The 19669-nt window shown below is 44.7% G+C and carries 26 protein-coding genes; 22 read left to right on the plus strand and 4 right to left on the minus strand.

The genetic code is table 11. The features are described 5' to 3' along the window. The first annotated feature begins 45 nt into the window (after positions 1 to 45). Complete coding sequence (locus tag CBI30_RS06580; RefSeq protein WP_088527523.1) at positions 46 to 966, plus strand: ATP-binding protein; 921 nt, start codon at positions 46 to 48, stop codon at positions 964 to 966. A gap of 367 nt (positions 967 to 1333) precedes the next feature. Here CBI30_RS06580 and CBI30_RS06585 read toward each other — a convergent pair whose 3' ends face one another. Continuing rightward, positions 1334 to 1642, minus strand: coding sequence for a high-potential iron-sulfur protein (locus CBI30_RS06585; protein WP_088527524.1), 309 nt, complete (start codon positions 1640 to 1642; stop codon positions 1334 to 1336). 197 nt (positions 1643 to 1839) lie between these two features. Between CBI30_RS06585 and CBI30_RS06590 the strand changes: the two genes are divergently transcribed. The 8 genes from CBI30_RS06590 to CBI30_RS06625 all read left to right on the plus strand — a co-directional run bounded on the left by CBI30_RS06590 (position 1840) and on the right by CBI30_RS06625 (position 6440). Beyond that, positions 1840 to 2424, plus strand: coding sequence for a rhodanese-like domain-containing protein (locus CBI30_RS06590; protein WP_088527525.1), 585 nt, complete (start codon positions 1840 to 1842; stop codon positions 2422 to 2424). A gap of 330 nt (positions 2425 to 2754) precedes the next feature. Continuing rightward, entirely contained in the window at positions 2755 to 3282 is a 528-nt protein-coding gene (locus CBI30_RS06595) for a YeeE/YedE thiosulfate transporter family protein (RefSeq protein ID WP_088527526.1), read from the plus strand. Between the two features lies 1 nt (position 3283). Beyond that, positions 3284 to 3853, plus strand: a complete 570-nt coding sequence (locus tag CBI30_RS06600) for a YeeE/YedE thiosulfate transporter family protein (RefSeq protein WP_088527527.1) — start codon at positions 3284 to 3286, stop codon at positions 3851 to 3853. A gap of 19 nt (positions 3854 to 3872) precedes the next feature. Then, on the plus strand, positions 3873 to 4106 hold the full coding sequence (locus CBI30_RS06605; RefSeq protein WP_088527528.1) for a hypothetical protein: 234 nt from the start codon (positions 3873 to 3875) through the stop codon (positions 4104 to 4106). A gap of 9 nt (positions 4107 to 4115) precedes the next feature. Beyond that, on the plus strand, positions 4116 to 4739 hold the full coding sequence (locus CBI30_RS06610; protein WP_088527529.1) for a DUF6969 family protein: 624 nt from the start codon (positions 4116 to 4118) through the stop codon (positions 4737 to 4739). 13 nt (positions 4740 to 4752) lie between these two features. After that, positions 4753 to 5730 (plus strand): sulfurtransferase, encoded by a 978-nt coding sequence (locus tag CBI30_RS06615; RefSeq protein WP_088527530.1) that lies wholly within the window; start codon positions 4753 to 4755, stop codon positions 5728 to 5730. Positions 5731 to 5862: 132 nt separating this feature from the next. Beyond that, positions 5863 to 6078, plus strand: a complete 216-nt coding sequence (locus tag CBI30_RS06620; protein WP_088527531.1) for a YgaP family membrane protein — start codon at positions 5863 to 5865, stop codon at positions 6076 to 6078. Between the two features lie 20 nt (positions 6079 to 6098). After that, entirely contained in the window at positions 6099 to 6440 is a 342-nt protein-coding gene (locus CBI30_RS06625) for a carboxymuconolactone decarboxylase family protein (RefSeq protein ID WP_088527532.1), read from the plus strand. A 7-nt stretch (positions 6441 to 6447) separates the two neighbouring features. On the opposite strand, the gene CBI30_RS06630 is transcribed toward CBI30_RS06625, so the two are convergent. The 3 genes from CBI30_RS06630 to modB are packed head-to-tail and all read right to left on the minus strand — an operon-like array spanning position 6448 to position 9140. Further along, complete coding sequence (locus CBI30_RS06630; RefSeq protein ID WP_088527533.1) at positions 6448 to 7344, minus strand: prenyltransferase; 897 nt, start codon at positions 7342 to 7344, stop codon at positions 6448 to 6450. Between the two features lie 33 nt (positions 7345 to 7377). Beyond that, the gene (locus CBI30_RS06635) at positions 7378 to 8454 is read right to left on the minus strand and encodes an ABC transporter ATP-binding protein (RefSeq protein WP_240553521.1); all 1077 of its coding nucleotides are present in this window, start codon (positions 8452 to 8454) and stop codon (positions 7378 to 7380) included. Between the two features lie 32 nt (positions 8455 to 8486). Beyond that, entirely contained in the window at positions 8487 to 9140 is a 654-nt protein-coding gene (modB, locus tag CBI30_RS06640; RefSeq protein WP_088527535.1) for a molybdate ABC transporter permease subunit, read from the minus strand. Between the two features lie 102 nt (positions 9141 to 9242). Here modB and CBI30_RS06645 point away from each other — a divergent pair, with 102 nt between their 5' ends. The 13 genes from CBI30_RS06645 to CBI30_RS06705 all read left to right on the plus strand — a co-directional run bounded on the left by CBI30_RS06645 (position 9243) and on the right by CBI30_RS06705 (position 19666). After that, entirely contained in the window at positions 9243 to 9584 is a 342-nt protein-coding gene (locus CBI30_RS06645) for an ArsR/SmtB family transcription factor (RefSeq protein ID WP_088527536.1), read from the plus strand. An 80-nt stretch (positions 9585 to 9664) separates the two neighbouring features. Next, positions 9665 to 11020: a sulfite dehydrogenase gene (soxC, locus tag CBI30_RS06650; protein WP_088527648.1), complete on the plus strand. Its 1356-nt coding sequence runs from the start codon at positions 9665 to 9667 to the stop codon at positions 11018 to 11020. Then, positions 11004 to 12083 carry a c-type cytochrome gene (locus CBI30_RS06655; RefSeq protein ID WP_088527537.1) on the plus strand — a complete coding sequence of 360 codons (1080 nt, stop codon included), beginning with the start codon at positions 11004 to 11006 and terminating at the stop codon, positions 12081 to 12083. Before soxC ends, CBI30_RS06655 begins: the two co-directional genes overlap by 17 nt. 77 nt (positions 12084 to 12160) lie before the next feature. Then, positions 12161 to 12613, plus strand: coding sequence for a thiosulfate oxidation carrier protein SoxY (gene soxY, locus CBI30_RS06660; protein WP_088527538.1), 453 nt, complete (start codon positions 12161 to 12163; stop codon positions 12611 to 12613). Between the two features lie 57 nt (positions 12614 to 12670). Beyond that, positions 12671 to 12979, plus strand: coding sequence for a thiosulfate oxidation carrier complex protein SoxZ (gene soxZ, locus CBI30_RS06665; RefSeq protein WP_088527539.1), 309 nt, complete (start codon positions 12671 to 12673; stop codon positions 12977 to 12979). A gap of 55 nt (positions 12980 to 13034) precedes the next feature. Beyond that, on the plus strand, positions 13035 to 13850 hold the full coding sequence (soxA, locus tag CBI30_RS06670; RefSeq protein WP_088527540.1) for a sulfur oxidation c-type cytochrome SoxA: 816 nt from the start codon (positions 13035 to 13037) through the stop codon (positions 13848 to 13850). 20 nt (positions 13851 to 13870) lie between these two features. Continuing rightward, complete coding sequence (gene soxX / locus CBI30_RS06675) at positions 13871 to 14509, plus strand: sulfur oxidation c-type cytochrome SoxX (RefSeq protein ID WP_088527649.1); 639 nt, start codon at positions 13871 to 13873, stop codon at positions 14507 to 14509. Positions 14510 to 14553: 44 nt separating this feature from the next. After that, positions 14554 to 16284: a thiosulfohydrolase SoxB gene (gene soxB / locus CBI30_RS06680; protein WP_088527541.1), complete on the plus strand. Its 1731-nt coding sequence runs from the start codon at positions 14554 to 14556 to the stop codon at positions 16282 to 16284. After that, positions 16281 to 16718: a DsrE family protein gene (locus tag CBI30_RS06685; RefSeq protein WP_088527542.1), complete on the plus strand. Its 438-nt coding sequence runs from the start codon at positions 16281 to 16283 to the stop codon at positions 16716 to 16718. Before soxB ends, CBI30_RS06685 begins: the two co-directional genes overlap by 4 nt. Positions 16719 to 16742: 24 nt before the next feature. Then, positions 16743 to 17687 carry an MBL fold metallo-hydrolase gene (locus tag CBI30_RS06690; protein ID WP_088527650.1) on the plus strand — a complete coding sequence of 315 codons (945 nt, stop codon included), beginning with the start codon at positions 16743 to 16745 and terminating at the stop codon, positions 17685 to 17687. Between the two features lie 60 nt (positions 17688 to 17747). Next, entirely contained in the window at positions 17748 to 18062 is a 315-nt protein-coding gene (locus tag CBI30_RS06695; protein ID WP_088527543.1) for a hypothetical protein, read from the plus strand. A 23-nt stretch (positions 18063 to 18085) separates the two neighbouring features. Continuing rightward, positions 18086 to 19207 carry a YeeE/YedE family protein gene (locus tag CBI30_RS06700; RefSeq protein WP_088527544.1) on the plus strand — a complete coding sequence of 374 codons (1122 nt, stop codon included), beginning with the start codon at positions 18086 to 18088 and terminating at the stop codon, positions 19205 to 19207. Between the two features lie 21 nt (positions 19208 to 19228). After that, positions 19229 to 19666, plus strand: a complete 438-nt coding sequence (locus CBI30_RS06705) for a YeeE/YedE family protein (protein WP_088527545.1) — start codon at positions 19229 to 19231, stop codon at positions 19664 to 19666. The last annotated feature ends 3 nt before the right edge of the window (positions 19667 to 19669 follow it).

The raw sequence follows: 19669 nt of genomic DNA on the forward strand, positions 1-19669 counted from the left end.
AGAGTGATGAAAAAGAAAAACGAGCTGCAGAGCTTTTAATCGCGAATGAAGAAAAAGACCAAACGTGCTGCAGAGCTCTTAATCGCCAATGAGGAAAAAGCCAAGCGGGTAGATGAATTAGTCATTGCCAATGAAGAGCTGCTATTCCAGAGTGATGAAAAAGAAAAGCGGGCTGCAGAGCTCCTAATCGCCAATCAAGAAAAAGCCAAGCGGGTAGATGAATTAGTCATTGCCAATGAAGGTTCTGAAGCCGCCCTCAAAGTAAAAACCCAATTTATTGCCAATATGTCCCACGAGATCCGCACTCCCATGAATGGGATTATTGGACTGTCTTCTCTGGCCTTAAATCACGTCTTAAGCCCAGAAGTACATGACTACCTCGTTGGTATTGAGTCCTCTGCTAAATCTTTACTCACCATTCTCAATGATGTCCTTGATTTTTCTAAGTTGGAGGCTGGTAAGGTGGAATTAGATCAAATTCCTTTCCAGCTTATAGACATCTTATCTAACGCTCATTATCTTTTCTCAGAAAGCGCCAAAGCCAAAGGTTTTGAATTAATCTGCTTAAGTAAGATCGATCTAAAAACCAGGCTTATAGGCGATGCTTTTCGTATTAACCAAGTCCTCAGTAACTTAATTGGCAATGCCATTAAGTTCACTATGGAGGGTGCCATTACCCTTACAGTGGGACTGAGAGGAATGGAAGGCCCCAATATGATCTTGCGCTTTAGTGTCAAAGATACGGGTATTGGTATGTCCCCCGAAGCTCAAGCAAAAATACTAGAGCCCTTTACTCAGGCAGATAACTCGATTACTCGCAACTTTGGTGGTACAGGCTTAGGCTTGTATATTAGTAATGAATTGTTAGGGCTCATGGGCAGTAAGCTCATCGTTTCGAGTTCTGACGGACAAGGATCCACTTTTAGCTTTGATTTAGCGTTGGGTAGGCTTGAGTTAGATATCTAAGGCGGGTAGTAATGGGGTTGAAAGGATGCTTAGAAATTCCTTTCTGTGACTTATGTATGCTGCAAGAGCGCTTTACCTTACACAATTACTTGCTAGGTATATTTAAGTCAAAGGCTTTGCCGTACTAATTATTGGCCGGCGAAAAGACATGGGATTGATAATGGATGCGAAGCTCGAAACCATTATTAGGGCCTTAGCCACCCCCTATGGCAGAACAAGGGTTTATCTCAAATTTCAGCCGCCTCACTATATGAATTCAAAATATTAAAAAATCCGCTCATTTTCGCAGGCTAGCATTTAATAGTTATTGGAATAAAAAAGACTGCCGCAGCAGTCTATTTCAAACGTATTTAAATCAAAGGAGGCACTAAGCTTTCTTAGCGTAAGCAGAGCACCAACCTTTTGCTGCCACTTGCTTTGTACCGAATAAAGAGCAGCCGCCTGCAGTAGCTGAACCTTTAGCTTGATATAGGGCGCAGTTATCGCACTCTTGACCAGCTACATATTTTGCAAACTTTGCTTTATCAACTGTTATCGCAACTGCCTTGTAACCTAATGCGGCAGCTTGTGGATCTGTTTCAGCAACCATTGCTTGAGCTTGAACTTTACCGTTCAAAGCCAAGGTGCAAGCACCAGCAGCGGACAAAATCATAAATTGGCGACGACTATTTTTCATTGAAACTCCAGTGTTATATAAGGAAACAGCTCAATTGCTATCTATTAGGATGTTAAAGGGGATAGCACCAGCATCAATAGGGGTTTATCGGTATTAAGTTTGTTTGCTCTTGCGGTCACACTACCGAACTATGCATGAATGCGCATATAAGCAATTAAATAGCTATTGATGATTTAAAACTATAAAAGAGGGGTTTTATGAAAAATTTATTAGCGTTAGGCCTAGTGTTGTTTTCAGGTCTTATTTCTGCCCAGTCGGCAGCCCCTGCAAATCCTGAATTGCTTCAAATCATCGATAAATCGACTAAGTTTGTAGTGAATACACCTAAAGGCCCCATAGAAATCACTCGAGTAATGACTCCATGTGCCAAGAATAAGGGTTGGCTGCAACCCTTGATTCCGATAAAAGGAGTTGTACCGGTTGATGAGATTGATGTTTTAAATGCACTCAACGACAAGGGTTCAATAGTTGTAGATATGCGCGTTGTTGATGATCGCGTTAAGGGTACTATCCCAGGATCCGTTGGCATCCCATACACAGAAGTTGCTATGCGCATGGATGAATTGGGCTGTAAGAAGCCTGCCGCTGGTTCTACAAAATGGGATTGCTCCAAAGCGAAGAAAGTCTACGCATTCTGTAACGGACCAGTTTGCCCACAAAGTCCTATGGCAATGGCTGCTATGACTCGCGATGGTTTCCCCGCTACAAAGATTTACTACTACCGTGGCGGCATGCTGGATTGGGATGCTTTGGGATTAACAACAGTAAAAGGTGAATTCTAGAGTTGGGTAAAAAATAATTGGATGTTTAAAAAGGAGCCTAGGCTCCTTTTTACTATTGGCATGACGAATTTTCACTTTACACCTTGGCCAATAAGGGTGCCATTCACAAATGGTGGTGAGCCGAAAGATGCCCGTTATTGACCTAAGCCCGCGATAGGATAGGGGTCCTCTGAACCTCATTTCCATCCGTCAAAACGATCTTCCTTTTGATGATGTAGATCAAATAGATCCTCATATTCTTAATTTCTTTTGTAATGCCGCTTGCAAACCTGAATCCTAAATAGTATATTAATATATATATTATTAATTAGTAAATTGAATGGAGACGACGTGGAAAAATCAAGTAATCATGATTTGCCAGCGCCATACTGGAACCCGCTTCTAGCTGGGATTCTCTTGGGGGTGGTGTTGCTTGCAACATTTGTTATTACGGGGCATGGCTTAGGGGCTACGGGCTTCACGACAAGGCTGACAGCATGGTTTGGTATGTATCTAGCACCAGTTGCAACTAATGCAAACGATTATTTAGGTGGAATGATAGAGGAGGGCAAGCCATTGGACGCTTGGATTACCTGGCAGGTGATTGGTGTAGCACTTGGAGCGCATATCTCGGCATTCTTGGCCAACAGAATTGCATTCAAGCTTGATGGTAAAAAATTTCTAGGTGGCTCTAAGCGGCCATTGACAGCCCTGTTTGGCGGAATCTTGGCGGGGTTTGGTGCAAGGATTGCTGCAGGCTGTACCAGTGGTTTGGGCTTATCTGGAGTTGCAGTGCTGAGTTTGGCTGGTTTTACATTTTTAGGTACATTCTTTGCGGTTGGCTTATTGACTAGCCGTTTTATGAAAGAGGAAAAATAATATGGGAACCATTCTTTCGGGATTGATGCTTGGCGGCGCTTTCGGCTTTGTACTTGAGCGAGCTGGCTTTGGTAATCCCAATAAGCTAACTGGGCAATTTCGCTTAACGGATTGGTCCGTATTTAAGATGATGTTTACAGCGATTGTTTTCGCAGCGGTTGGCTTGATGCTGTTGGAGCGTTTTGGTTTGGTAGATACCGGCAGTCTATTCGTTCCCCCGGCCTTTTTGGGCGCAGCAGCTTTGGGCGGTGCATTTGTTGGTGCAGGTTTTGCCATTGGGGGCTACTGCCCAGGAACCTCTGTTGTTGGATTAATGTCTGGCCGTCTTGATGCTGGGATCTTTTTGGTTGGCCTCTTAATTGGAACAGTTATATTCGCTGGAATATATCCAAGCATTGAGTTCTTAACTACGCTAGGTGAACTCACAAATTCGGATTCGTTGCCAGAGGCTCTCAACATATCCGCTCTATCAATCGATATTGCTATGGTTGCTGCCGCTGTAGGAGTTTTTGTTTTGGGCTCCTGGATGGAGAAAAAATCTCGCGGTCCAATTAGTTCTCAAGAAACTTAATACCTTAAAAGGAAAATACATGTCTAAAAAATCCACTGTAGCTGCATTAGCTTTGGCATTAGCTGGCTTAGCGGCAGCCCCGATTGCGCATTCTGCTGATGCTCCAGCTAACCCGACGGGTGCTGAGCAAAAGAGTCCTTGTGGCCCCAAGAAGGATGCTGGCAATCCTTGTGGTCCCGCAAAGAAAAAGGCAGCCAATCCATGTGGCCCTTCTAATCCCTGCGGGCCAAAAAAACGCAAGTCTGCCGATTAAATACCGAGAATGTTGATTCAATCTACCCTCTGTTTGGCTGCGCAGGAAATTGCGAGCATTCAAACGCACTACGCTAAAAAAGGGCTCACATTAAGTGAAGTAGCCCTTTGTGGCTCGAGGGAGTTTGTTGAGTGGCAACATTACCCCAATAATGATTTGGTTGATGTTGATAGTGGCTATGAATTTTATTACCACTCCCATTCAGTTGATGAAATGCCCGAGGGTGAGCATGGGCACTTTCATCTTTTTAAGCGCACTGGAACAGAGTTTCACCACCTCATTGGGATTTCGTTGAACCAGACGGGCTTGCCTGTCCGACTTTTTACTACTAATCAATGGGTTACTGGTGAGACGCTTGTGAAGGCAGAAACAGTGTTAGTTGAATTGCACGCATTTGACATGGCTATAAAAGGTCGTATGAGTCCAATGGCCAGATGGATTAGTGCATTAACAAAGCTTTTTTATATTGACATGGAAGCGCTGGTTCTTCAGAGGGATCACATGATCCACCATTTGGAATCGGATCTCGGAAGTTTAGAGCTTGCTTTAAATCAAAGAAGTCATCACGTATTGACTGAAGGAGGGATTGATCTAATAGAACATCTTTCTCAGCATTTGTTACTTGTTAATTAATCAAGGAGTAGGCATGAAAAAGATTCAAATGGGTTTTGCTTTGGTCCTCAGTGGTTTTCTGGGCCTTGTACATGCAGTGACATTACCTGGGCCAGTAGTAAGCGCCGATTGGCTTGCCGCTAATCAATCAGAAGTTCAAATCCTGGAAGTTAGGGGTGATGTCATTAGCTATACCCGTGCACCAGAATTTGATGTCGATAAAAAAACAGGTAAAAAGTTTTTAGTTGAAGTTGGCGGTCATATTCCTGACTCCACACTCCTTGACTTTAAAAAAGTTCGTGCCGACAGAATAATTGATGGCAAAAAGATCAAATACTTGATCCCAGAGAAGGCTGATTTTGAAAAGATTATTCAAGCAGTTGGCATCAATTCAGATAAGCCTATTGTTTTAGTTCCAGTTGGTTTGGATATATCGGATATCGACGAGGCTCTACGTGCCTACTGGCAATTTAAAGTCTACGGTGAAGATAATCTTGCGGTATTGGATGGCGGTATGGCAGGGTGGTTATCTGAAGGTCGTGATTTCTCACTTGCAGCTTCTACAAAATCTAGTGGAACGTGGGTCGGCAAGGGGGAGCGAAAAGAGTTGATTGCCAGTTCAGAGCAAGTTTCTGCGGCATCTAAATCCGGTAAATCGACATTGATTGATGCTCGTCAGCCGGCTCAGTACTTTGGCTTAAATAAGCGTGATTATGTTGGTGCTTATGGTCATATTGCTGGTGCAAAGGAATTGGCCCCTGAATTATTGGCTAAGCCTGCAAAAGGCGCCCTGTATTTCTGGGATAAGAATACTTATAACGCCTTATTCCTAGCTAATGGCATGAACCCAAAGATGCCGGCAATCAGTTATTGCAATAGCGGTCACTTGGCCGCGGGTGGATGGTTCGTCATGTCGGAGTTAGTTGGCAATAAAGCAACCAAGCTTTATGACGGATCCTTATATCTTTGGACTCTAGAAGGCCGTCCTTTGGTTGGTGTGCCGCTGAATTAACGATGTAAAGCCGTTTGAATACGGGGGGGAGGGGGACAACTTTATTGCACCCTTTCCAATTGAACTGGTTTAGCTGCAATGGATGTGCTCTTTTAAAACTACAGAAGTAATTAACTAAAAAGGTGTATTTAAATGAAATGCAATGTTGGCGGTATTGACCGTATGTTACGTATTGTTGTTGGCCTAGTTTTAATTGGTCTAGCAGTTACTGGCTTAGCAGGAGTCTGGGCATGGGTTGGAATCGTTCCTTTGGCTACGGGCTTATTTAGATTTTGCCCTGCTTACCCGCTTCTTGGTATGAACACAAGCGGTAGTGATTCATCTGGTGGCGGCGGTTGCTGCAAATAAACCTCTAATGGAGAGCCAGAATGTCTAAGGAATATAAACGGATCACACAAGATATTTCATCTTCATTGGCGCAGTTAAGGGCTGAAGCCCCGGAACTCATGAAAGGGTTTGGGGACTTAGCTGCTGCTGCCACTAAAGATGGTGTGTTGGATAAGAAAACTAAGGAGTTGATTGCTCTTGCTCTTGGTGTTGCGGCAAGATGTGATGGATGCTTGGGTTTTCATACTCAGGCCTTGGTTAAGCTCAATGCAAGTAAGCAGGAAATTATTGAGTGCATTGGTATGGCCGTATATATGGGTGGTGGACCTTCGCTCATGTATGCAGCAGATGCCCTACGCGCATTTGAGCAGGCGCAGACATAATTTTGTTTCAAATCATGCTTATGCAAAATAGAATTGCATAAGCATGAACAGCTATTAGGTTAGTCAATAACGTTGATTTTAGTTTCTCTCTATCACCATAGTGTCTTTGAAGTAGATAGGCGCAGTAAATAAAGGCGGGCAATACGGCTATGGTTGCCAGGCTCTTGCTTGGAATGTTGTTGTTAGAGATACTCAATATTTGCAAGGCGTAAGCGGCGACAAAAATACCAACATACCAAATCCAGACATTTTGAAGGCCGCACCGTATGGCAAGAGTCATTTTTCCCGCTAATTTATCCGCATGAATATCGGGGACCTGATTGACTAGTAATATGTTAGAAACCATGAGTCCAAACGCTATCCCTGATGGGATTGCCTCATAAGCCATATGGGATCTTTCAAGTGTCGCAAATCCGATAACTAGCATTGACCAAGCGATTGCAATTGCGATTTCCCCCAAGATTCCTTTTGACATTAACTGGAGTGGTTTTGCAGAGTATGCCCAGGCCATCAATATCCCGAAAATACCGATGGGCAGTAAAACCCAGCCATTCATGTAGCAAATATATAAGCCTAAGGTAGTAGACAGGGAGAGTAGGCAAATGGCAAAAACATAAATATGCTTTGCGCTTAAGAGGCGATTTTGAATAAATCGACTTCCGCCGGTAAAGGGGCTGATGCGGTCGTGATTGCACTCGTCACTTCCGTTCAAATGATCGAAATAATCATTCAGTAAGTTCGCTCCAGCGTGAGCGAAAATTGCTACGATCATTCCAATCAAGCTCATTAACCAGGATGAAGAGCTAGAGCTATGGGGAATTGATAGACCAAGCAAGCACCCAAGAAGAGTGATGATTAGAAAGGTGGGCCTAGTAGCTAGAAAATAGTCTTTGATACTACTCATGCTGTAATAGGAATGCTGGCATCGGCTACTTTCCTAATGATCGATAAAGCGCCGTGGATCATTAATCGGGCGAAGCGGCATGATGTGAATTTGTTTGCCATCCAATTCAATATGCATTTGGCTGCCGACCCCCATTCCTAGCCTTCTGACTTCTGCTGAGGAGGCCTCCCATTCTATGGTGTTTTGACTACCTTCAAGGCGCAATTGAATTGCTGCAATTTGACCAAGGCTACTCATTTTTTCAACAACCGCAGGAACACTAATATTTGATGGGATGTTGTGGATACTCAAACCACTTTGTGGAATAACCCATGCTACACGAGCCTTCGGGGGTATCTTGCCTTTGTCAGCCACGCTAAAGATTTGTTTGCAACCGTCCCAGGTAAGACTGCCCGCGTCAAATACTCCATGAAACATATTGCTGATTCCAACCAATTCAGCAACCCGTGAATTCCTTGGTTTCTGAAATAAGGTCTGAGGGGCAGCTGTCTGCAAACCAATGCCTTGATCTATGACGGTGATCTGATCAGCCAGCAAATCAGCTTCTCTCAAGTCATGCGTTACCAGCAGGATGGGGATATTTAAATCTTTGCGTAGTTCTGCCAGAGTTTTATAAAGGCTTTGTCTTGTTGGTGTATCAATTGCGGAGAAGGGTTCATCAAGCAATAAGATCTTTGGCTTTCTTGCTAAGGCCCTAGCAAGAGCAACCCGCTGTTGCTGACCTCCGGACAATTGATGTGGCATACGTTCTGCTAGCTCGCCAATTCCCATTTGACCCAACCACTCACGGGCAATATTTTTCCGTTCATTTGGGTTGAGACCAGAATTTTGCAGAGGGATGCAAACGTTCTCTAGAGCATTGAGGTGCGGAAAAAGGGCGTACTGTTGGAACAAGAAGCCACAAGAGCGTTGGGCTGCGGAAAGTGATTTATGAGCGCCACCCGAGTCATCACCTTCAAACCATGTTTCTGAGTTGCATTCAATTTTCCCAGAATTGGGTTGTCGAAGGCCGGCAATCGTTCTCAGTACCGTGGTTTTGCCGCTCCCTGACGGGCCCACCAATGCGTGCAGTTCGCCTGGTTTGCACTCTAGGTTAATTTGAATGGGCATTGGTACGCTTTGGGATAGTTTTATTTTTAGCATTAAGCTCTACCTCCATGTTGCTGAGAGGGGTTGCGGCCAAAAATCCCATAGGAGATGCCAATGGCAATTAAAGAGATGGCTAACAAAAGTAAGGCAAGCATCCCCGCGCCCGCGGTATCGAAGCTTTGTACTTTGTCGTAGATTGCTATTGAGACCGTCTTTGTTTCACCGGGAATGGCACCGCCAACCATCAGCACCACGCCAAACTCTCCAAGGGTATGCGCGAAGGTAAGAACGGCTGCGCTGGTGATGCCTCGCCAAGCTAGTGGCAACTCAATCAAGCGGAATATTTGCCAATTGCTGAGACCGCTAACCTGAGCGGCCTCAAGAATCTCTGGGTTAATGGCTTCAAAAGCTCTTTGAATAGGTTGAATTGCAAATGGTAGGTTCACAATTAGAGAGGCGACTAATATTCCAAAGAACGAGAAAACCAATGGAAAGCCCAAAAAACTCTTGCCCCCAAAGCCCACTAGAAAATAGTAGCCCAATACGGTAGGTGGCAAAACGAGAGGGAGCGCTAAGGCGGCCTCAATCCATGGACGACTTTTATTCAAGCTCATGAGTCTGTGAGCGACCCAAATACCAAATGGCAGTATGAGAGCCATAGTCCAAAAAGCCAGCTTTAGGGAGAGCAGAATTGCATCAATATCCATTTTTTTGATTGTATTGCCTTTGGGCTAGGGTATCCCACTATATAAGTGTCCCCCGCTTCGGTGTCCAATATATGCACGTATACGCATATATTATTAAAACCCGTGAACAGCAAAGCAAAAGTAAAAAAAGCTACTAGGAATCTTTCCCCTCAAGCAATGGAGAAGGTATTTGAGCGTGTTGCTCAATATTTCAATGTGTTATCTGAGCCATCACGCCTGCGCATCATGTATGCGGTTTGTAGCGGTGAAAAGTCTGTTTCTGAGGTTGTTGAATTGTGCGGCTCTAGTCAGGCGAATGTTTCACGTCATCTTGCCGCATTGCACAAAGTGGGAATTTTATTGAGGCGCAAAGAAGGAACCACTGTTTTTTATTCAATTGGCGATAACGCAACTGTAGAGATGTGCCAAACAGTGTGCGCCAAGATTGCTGAGAATTTGTATTAACTTTTTAAGCATCTATTCATCAAAGTAGAGATTACATGACAAAAAAACAAATTGAGATTAGCGCGCAGGATGTCAGTGCTATCGAAAAGCCGAGCAATCGCGCTCGCCTAGTTAAGGCTCCTGAACATTTCATCTCTCAAGAACTCATTGCCGACATCAACGCCAATGGCCTGGATGAAAATCGTCGTGGCTTTTTACGCAAAGGCTTCATGTCAGCGCTTGGTGGCGCTACAGCTGGTCTAGTAGCTCCGCTAGCTATCGCTGCAGGTGAGGGCGACCCCGCCATTCTTGAAAAGCAGGAGTGGCAAACCACGCTTGGTAAGAACGTGGCAACGATGCCTTATGGAGTGCCATCTATTTACGAATCAAACTTGATTCGTCGTGAGTCCCCAGGTTTAACGCGCGTATCAGCAGCTTCAGTTGCCTTTACCCCGCTACAGGGCTTGTTTGGCACGATTACCCCAAACGGATTGCATTTCGAGCGCCATCATCAAGGTTGGTACAACATCAATCCTGAAACCCATCGTTTGATGGTCAATGGTCTGGTGAAAAACCCACGTGTTTTCACAATGAATGATTTGATGCGTCTACCCTCTGTTTCACGTACACACTTTATTGAGTGCGGTGCAAATACAGGATTGGAGTGGGGCAACGTAGCTGTGCCAACAGTTCAATACACGCACGGCATGTTGTCATGCTGTGAGTTCACTGGCGTACCTCTAAAGGTATTGCTTGAGGAATGTGGTGCTGACCTGAAAAAAGGTAAGTACATGCTAGCTGAGGGCGGTGATGGATCAGGTATGACGCGCACAATAAATCTTGAGAGCTGTCTGAATGACACGATCGTTGCTTGGTCTATGAACGGTGAAATGTTGCGCCCAGAAAACGGCTTTCCATTGCGTCTGGTGGTTCCTGGTGTGCAGGGCGTTAGCTGGGTTAAGTGGCTCCGTCGTCTAGAGGTTGGTGACATGCCCTGGAATTCAAAAGATGAAGCGGTTCACTATATTGAATTGATGCCAAATGGCGATCACCGCCAGTACGCCTCAATCCAAGAGTGCAAATCTGTGATTACAACTCCATCAGGTGGACAGCAACTTTTAGATAAAGGTTTCTACAACGTAAGTGGGATGGCTTGGTCTGGCCGTGGAAAAATTACTCGTGTAGATGTTTCGTTTGATGGTGGAAATAACTGGCGTACAGCCCGTTTAGAAACACCTGTCCTCACTAAGTCAATTACTCGCTTCAATATTGATTGGGTCTGGGATGGTTCACCAGCCATCATGCAATCAAGAGCGATGGATGATACGGGCTACATTCAGCCTTCGATCAAGACACTCCGCAATGTTCGCGGTACCAGATCGATTTATCACAACAATGCAATTCAATCATGGAAATTGGATTCAAATGGCGAGGTGAGCAATGTTCAAGTTGGATAAATTCTGTGTCCGCCTAGGCTTTGCGGCATTCATCGCCTTTAATGTTCAATTGGGTTATGCCCAGTCAAATTCTGCTAAATACCCTGGTATTGGCAGGACAGCCACTCCTGCAGAAGTTGTCGCATGGGATATTGATGTCCGTCCAGATTTTAAGGGTCTACCAAAGGGATCTGGCTCCGTTGAGAAGGGCCAAGTCATTTGGGAAGCTAAGTGTGCAAGCTGTCATGGCACCTTTGGTGAGTCCAATGAAATCTTTACTCCCATCGCTGGTGGTACAAGCGCTGATGATGTGAAAACGGGGCGAGTAGCATCGCTAAAGGACATGAAGCAACCACAGAGAACCACCTTAATGAAGGTTCCTACGGTTTCAACTTTATGGGATTACATCTATCGCGCCATGCCATGGAATGCGCCAAGGTCATTAACTCCTGACGACACTTACGCTGTCGTTGCCTTTATTCTCAGCTTGGGTGAAATCGTTCCAGATGATTATGTTCTGAGTGATAAAAATATTGCCGATGTCAAAATGCCCAACCGCAATGGCATGACTCGCAAACATGGATTCTGGAATGTAAAAGATAAACCGGACGTCAATGGAAATAACTGTATGCACAACTGTGTTCCATTTGTGCAGATCGGATCTACATTGCCTGACTTTGCCCGTAATGCACATGAAAACATAGCAGAGCAAAACCGTTTGTATGGTCCTTATCGTGGTGCAGATACTACCAAGCCACCTATCAAGCAGTTGCCTGGAGCTTCAGGCGAAGGCCTGGCTCATGCTGCAGATAGTCATGCTGTAAGCTCAAAAGGGCCGGCAGCATTGTTTAAAAACGAGAATTGCTCTGCTTGCCACGCGCAAAATGCGAAGCTAGTTGGCCCTTCGATTACAGATATTTCCAAGAAATATGATGGGCAGAGCGGTGCTTTAGAAAAATTAATGGCTAAGGTTAAAGCGGGCGGCGCTGGGGTATGGGGATCGATTCCAATGCCACCTCAGGCTCAGTTGTCCGATGAAGATCGTAAGAGTTTGGTATCTTGGGTGTTATCTGGCGGTAAATGATATAAATTTGGCTATTCAAAGCGGAATTTGAAGCAAAATAGCTTATGTATGTAGGTAAGATTAATAAAGGAGTTTTTATGAATCAGCAGCGTCGCAGTCTATTGAAGTACTCAGCAGTATTTGGTCTGATGGCCTCAACCGGGCTCATTAGCGTAGCGCAAGCACAAGAGTGGAATAAAGCCGCATTTGAAGGCAAGAGTCTGGATGATGTTTTCAAAATCCTCGGCGCTGGTAGCCCAGATAAATCGTCCGCCGTTACTTTAAATGCTCCGGATATTGCTGAAAATGGTGCAGTTGTTCCTGTCGGCATTACAACGACATTAAAAGCAGAGCAAATGGCCATTTTGGTTGAAAAGAACCCGAGCGCATTGGCGGCTCAATTCTTTATCCCTGCTGGCACCGATTCCTTCGTGACGACTCGTATCAAGATGGGTCAAACATCCAATGTTTACGCTTTAGTAAAAGCTGATGGCAAATGGAACATGACCGTTAAAGAAGTCAAAGTAACGCTTGGTGGTTGCGGCGGTTAATACCGGAGCGAATAAGTAGAAATAATTCATTCAAATACAGAATAAAAGAGGAACAAAATGGCTGATCCAATGCGCGTAAGAGCTGCTGAAAATGGCGGTACTGTGGACGTAAAAATATTGATGAAACATGATATGGAATCTGGTCAGCGTAAAGACGCTTCCGGCAAAACAATTCCCGCTTGGTTTATCAGCACAATCAATGTAAAAGCAAATGGCAAAGATGTATTTAATGGTCAATTTGGTCCAGCAGTTTCTAAGGACCCATTCTTGAACTTTAAATATAAGGGTGCTAAAGGCGACAAGATTGCTGTAACTTGGATTGATAGCAAGGGTGATAAACGCACTGATGAAGCAACTGCCTCTTAATTGTTTTTTGCTTTAATAATTCTTCACCGCCTCCGTGGTTCTGAAAGGGTAGGAAATGCAGCGTAAATTGACCTTAGGGTTGGCTACTGGTTTAGTGGCAACTTTATTAACAATGACATCTTCGGTGTCTGCACAAAAAAGTGCAACAGACGATATTGCAAAATATCGAGAGATGATTGCAGATGGCAACCCTTCAGAGCTCTATGAGGCCGCCGGTGAAGATTTATGGAAAAAGCCAACTGGACCAAAAAACGCCACGCTTGAAAAGTGCGACTTAGGTCTTGGTGCTGGTGTTGTTAAAGGAGCTGCGGCACAGTTGCCGCGCTACTTTAAAGATACCAATAAAGTGCAGGATCTCGAATCTCGTTTAATGACTTGTATGCAAGTGCTTCAAGGCCGTGATCCACAAGAGATGATTGACGCGCCATTTCAAAAGGGCCCTAAGAAGGACATGGAGGCGATCGTAGCTTACGTTGTTACCTTGTCTAAGGGCGACAAAATTAAAGTAAGCACAGCACATCCAAAAGAAAAAGAGATGTATGACTTGGGTAAGCGTGCCTTTTTCTTTCAAGGTGGTCCAATGGACTTCTCGTGCGCCTCTTGTCATGCTGAAAATGGTAAGCGGATTCGCCTTCAGGACTTGCCAAACATCACTGAGCAAAAGGGTGCCGCATTGGGTTGGGGTTATTGGCCAGCCTACCGTGTATCAAGTGGTCAATTTTGGACGATGCAGCAACGCTTGAATGATTGCTACCGCCAACAACGCTTTCCATTCCCGATTTATGGCTCAGACGCGACGATTGCCTTATCAATGTATATGGCCAAGACTGCTAATGGCGGCACAGTTGAAACCCCTGGCTTAAAGCGCTAATTAGATAAGAGACCATGATCATGAAAAAAACCAATATCAAAAAGCTCTTAACTATCACTGGGTTCATTTTGTTTGCAGGCACATTTAATACAAATGCGATTGCTCAACAAAAGAACGATCCACGATTTAATAAGATGATGCAAGACAGCTTCAGAGCTGAGGGCATTGCTGGATTGAATCGTATTGACCAGGATGAGACGCAAAAATTCTGTTCTGACCCAAAGTTTGCTAATAGCAAGCAAGCGGAAGCAATGCGTGGGAAGATTCAAAAAATCAATATGGACTCTATTCAACAACCGTCTGATGGCAAATATATCGGTGATTGGAAGAATGGTGAAAAAATTGCTCAAAGCGGTCGTGGTGCCACTTGGACTGACAAGGCAGATACTGTTATTGGCGGAGGTTGCTATAACTGTCATCAAATTGACCCTAAAGAAATTTCATATGGGACGATTGGCCCATCATTGACTGGCTACGCTAAATTGCGTGGCTATTCGAATGAGGTAGTGACCTATACGTGGAACAGGATTAATAATGCAAAGGCTTATAACGCCTGCAGTAATATGCCGCGTATTGCCCATTTCAAGCTCTTAAATGAGCAACAAATACAGGATGTCATGGCTTTATTGCTAGACCCTGAATCACCTGTGAATAAATAACACATTAAAACGGGCCGAAAGGCCTGTTTTCTTAAGGAGAACATATGTCTTTAAATCGCCGTGAGTTTTTGCAGGCTTTAGCTATCGCCTCGGCTGGTGGCATGAGTTTGCAATCCAATTTTGCTGGTGCGCAAAGCACTGCGCAAAAATTCTACGATTTACCCAAGTTTGGTAATGTGCACTTCTTGCACTTTACTGATTGCCATGCTCAGCTATTGCCAATCTATTTCCGTGAACCGAATGTGAATTTAGGTATCGGCGCGCAGGAAGGCAAAACCCCCCACTTAGTGGGTGAATACTTCCTCAAGGCAAATGGTGTTGCTGCAGGTACACGTAATGCCCATGCATTTACCTATTTGGATTACGTGGCGGCCGCACAAAACTACGGCAAGATGGGCGGCTTTGCGCACATGGCTACCTTGATCAAACAGATGAAGGCAAGTCGTCCAGGCGCCTTGCTATTGGATGGTGGCGATACTTGGCAGGGCTCTGGTACGGCACTCTGGACCAATGGTCAGGATATGGTTGATGCTGCCTTGTTATTGGGTGTTGATGTTATGACGCCGCATTGGGAAATGACTTTAGGAGAAAAGCGTGTCATGGAGATCGTCAATGGCGATTTCAAGGGCAAGGTTTCTTTTATTGCCCAAAATATTAAGACGGCCGACTTCGGTGACTCCGTATTTAATCCTTATGTTATGAAAGTGCAAAACGGGATTCAGGTTGCCATTATTGGTCAGGCCTTCCCGTATACGCCAATCGCAAATCCGCGTTACTTCACGCCTGACTGGACTTTTGGAATTCAAGAAGAGAATTTACAAAAGACTATTAATGAAGTGAAGTCAAAGGGAGCTAAAGTGGTTGTCCTGCTCTCACACAACGGTATGGATGTCGATTTAAAGATGGCCTCACGTGTAACTGGACTTGATGCAATCATGGGCGGTCATACGCATGATGGGGTACCAATTCCAGTAAAGGTTAAAAATTCTGGCGGCGTCACGCTGGTTACCAATGCTGGCTCAAATAGTAAGTTCTTGGGTGTGCTCGACTTTGATGTGAAGGGCGGTAAGCCGGTTGATTTCCGATACAAGCTTTTCCCAATCTTCTCCAACATGATTCCAGCTGATCCCGCGATGAATAAGTTGATTGCCAAAGTACGGGCCCCTTACGAAACCAAGCTGAATGAAAAATTGGCCACTACTGAGGGGCTGCTATATCGCCGTGGTAATTTCAATGGAAGCTTCGACCAGCTTATATTGGATGGCCTGATGGCGCAGAAGAATGCAGAAATCGCATTCTCACCTGGTTTCCGCTGGGGAACTAGCCTTCTACCAGGGCAAGCCATCACCCGTGAAAACTTGCTAGATCAGACTGCCATTACCTATCCCTATACAACGGTCACCAATATGACTGGTGAAACAATCAAAACAATTCTTGAGGATGTTGCTGACAACTTATTTAATCCTGATCCGTACTACCAGCAGGGTGGTGATATGGTTCGAGTAGGCGGCATGCAATATACGATCGATCCTGTAGCATCTGCTGGTAAGCGCATTAGCGATATGCGCTTAAATGGTAAAGACATAGACCCAAGTAAGACATATAAAGTAGCAGGTTGGGCTCCTGTAAGCGAAGAGGCTAAGAATGCTGGTGGCGAACCAATCTGGGATGTGATTGAACGACATCTGCGCGATGTGAAGGTGGTTAAAGCAGTTAAGCTCAATGAACCAATGATTAAGGGTGTGAAAAATAATCCTGGAATGGTTTCATTATGAAAAAGATAGCCCTCTATATTGCCTCTACCGCATTACTTTCCTTATCCATCTTGGTATCTCCAGCTATTGCTGCAGAGTCTACAGAGGTGGTCTATCACATCGATGATGCTGAATTCCGGGGAATTAAAGGTTTACGCAATATTCGCAACCATTTGGATGTTGCACCTCAAACCAAGATTATTGTTGTTACGCATGCTAACGGCGTAGACATCATGATGGAAGGTGCAAAAGATAAAAAGAATGGGATTGAATATGCACCACTAGTTGGTGCATTAAAGTCGCGAGGCGTACGCTTTGAGGTTTGTGAAATTACCTTAAAAAATCGTAACCTCAAGAAAGATCAATTTATTCTTGATTCTGATTTCACGCCATCTGGAGTTGTGAGGGTCGCTGATCTCCAGTATCAAAATCACTTTGCTTATATCAAGCCGTAAATAATGGCTCAGAGATGGATTGGAATGCGCGCTACCACTCTACGCATTCTTTGTTTATGCCTCCTTTGCATTACGTCTATAGCTACAGTGAATGCGGCAGATGATCCGCTTCTAAAGGCTATTCAAGTAGCGCCTCACACGTATTTTGTTCGGGGCCTTCCTGAGATGGGCAACAGTCAAAATCAAAACTTCATTTCAAATGCTGGTTTTGTTATCACGCCTAAAGGTGTTGTGGTTGTTGATGCTTTGGGCTCCCCGGTACTTGCTAAGAAACTAATAGCCCAGATCAAGAAGATTACTGACCAAAAGGTGGTGGCCGTCATCGTGACGCATTACCATGCTGACCACATTTATGGTCTGCAAGAGTTTAAAAAAATCGGCGCGAAGATTTATGCCCAGAATCAGGGGCAAAGCTACCTTTCGTCTGAAACTGCCAAACAAAGATTAATAGCCTCGCGTGTTGACTTTGCCCCCTGGGTAAATTCCAGTACTAAGTTGATTGCGGCTGATATTTGGATAGATCAAAGCTATGCATTAAATATAGGTGGAGTGGATTTCAAAATCAGTAGGGTCGGACCTGCTCACGCCCCTGAGGATTTAATGATTTATGTGCCTTCAGAAGGGGTGCTGTTTGCTGGGGATTTGGTATTTCGAGGTCGCATCCCCTTTGTTGGAAATGCAGATAGCAAAGGTTGGCTATCTGCCCTGGATCAGATTGAGCGCATCAATCCTCAAATTGTCATCCCGGGCCATGGAAATTATTCCACCCATCCTGCGGAAGATATCAACTTTACTCGAGACTATTTAAAGTATTTAAGGGTTTCAATGTCTGAGGCAGCCATCAATCTAGATCCCTTTGATGAAGCCTATCAGCATGCTGACTGGTCAGAATATGACGGAATGCCCCTATTTAAGGCTGCCAATCGGATGAATGCCTACAACGTCTACCTCTCAATTCAGTCAGAATAGGGCGGATTTATCATCTGGGCTTTAAAATAGACATTTACTTGGCTAAATGACTGATTTCAAATGAAATTACCACTGTTAAAGCTTTTTCTGATTTTGTTAGCATTCTTGGGCTTTCATGCGTCTGCGTACGCCACGCCCGATCTGGCGAATGGAAAAAAAATTGATCAGCAAAAATGCTATGCCTGCCATGCCAAGAAATCCGGCTTTGGTAACGGGGATATGATTTACACCCGTAGCGATAGCAAGGTAAAAAATCTTCAGAATTTAAAGTCCATGGTGGCAATGTGTAATACAGAGTTGCGCCTTGATCTATTTCCAGAGGATGAGGCAGACGTAGCAGCCTTCCTCAACAAGCAGTTTTACAAATTTAAATAAATATTCCTTAGAGATTTTCAAATATGGATGCGGTAGATATTTCCTCCCTTAGCAAGACTGTTTTACTAGCGACATTTGCGATTACATTTTTGCTGGGTGCTGTAATGCAAAAGACGGGTTTTTGCAGTGTGGGTGCTGTTTCAGATATTTTTATTATGTCCAGCTGGGATCGATTGAAACAGTGGTTTCTTGCAATTGGTGTCGCCATCATTGGATTTGCCTTGATGTCCTATTTGGGGTTGATTGATCCACTCAAGAGTATCTATACCAGTAGTAAATTCTTATGGCTTTCCTCCCTAGTGGGAAGCACGCTCTTTGGTTTTGGCATGGTGCTGGCATCGGGTTGCGGAAGCAAGACGCTTGTTCGGATTGGCGGCGGCAATCTTAAGTCTGTCATTGTGTTTATGGTCCTAGGCCTTTCTGCCTATATGACGATCAAAGGCTTCCTTGGGGTCATTCGCATCAACACACTAGATTCTGTATTCATTGCCCTAAATACTCCGCAAGATTTACCCAGCATTCTGAGTCCAATTACCGGCATTGCCCGAGACTACCTGCATCTTGCACTGGGTTTGCTGGTAGGTTTTGCCTTTATTGCATATGCACTCGCTACTAAAGCATTTTGGACCGCAGAAAACTTGTTCGCTGGTATTTTTGTTGGCCTCGCTATTTGTGCGATTTGGTGGGTCTCGGGCGCTCTGGGTTATGTGGCCGAAGATCCGAATACATTGGAAGAAGTCTTTCTAGTAACCAATTCAGGGCGGATGGAAAGCCTTTCATTTGTAGCTCCTTATGCCTACTTACTAGATTGGTTGATGATGTACAGCGATACCTCCAAAGTGCTTACCGTGGGAATTGTCGCTGTGCTTGGAATGATTGCCGGTTCTGCCTGCATTGCCTTGATCACTAAGTCCTTCCGCTGGGAAAGCTTTCGCAATACAGAAGACACTGCTAACCATCTTATTGGAGCGACTCTCATGGGATTTGGTGGCGTAACTGCACTTGGCTGTACTGTTGGTCAGGGCCTTAGTGGGATCTCTACTTTGGCGATTGGATCTCTACTTGCCTTGCCTGGCTTCATATTTGGCGCCTATTTAGCGTTGTGCTATCTGCAAATGCGTCTTGCCCCAAATCCTTGCAGTTAATTAAGAAAGTAATTGGACAATATGCAGATTGATTGGTTGGCATTTACCCCCGGTCCAGCCTTGCTAGGCGGGATGATCTTGGGCATAGCCGCTGCCTTATACGTTCTCTTGCATGGGCGCATTCTTGGTATCAGTGGGATTGTTTCTGGCTTAATTTCTCCCATAGCCGGCGATACCAATTGGCGTTTAATTCTGGTGCTGGGGATTTTGAGCGCTCCATTCTGGGCTTCATTGTTATTTGGTATTCACACAGCGGTAGTAATTGATGCTGATTGGTTTGCCATCATTATTGCCGGTCTACTAGTGGGATTCGGGGCGAACTATGGATCAGGCTGTACTAGTGGTCATGGTATTTGCGGTCTATCCCGCCTCTCGCCTAGATCTTTAGTCGCCACCTTAACATTTATGGGTGCTGGCTTCTTAATGGTGTTTGTCATACGCCATGTATTGGGTCTATAAATT

The organism is Polynucleobacter aenigmaticus (assembly GCF_002206635.1).
In the GTDB taxonomy this organism is placed as follows: Bacteria; Pseudomonadota; Gammaproteobacteria; order Burkholderiales; family Burkholderiaceae; genus Polynucleobacter; species Polynucleobacter aenigmaticus.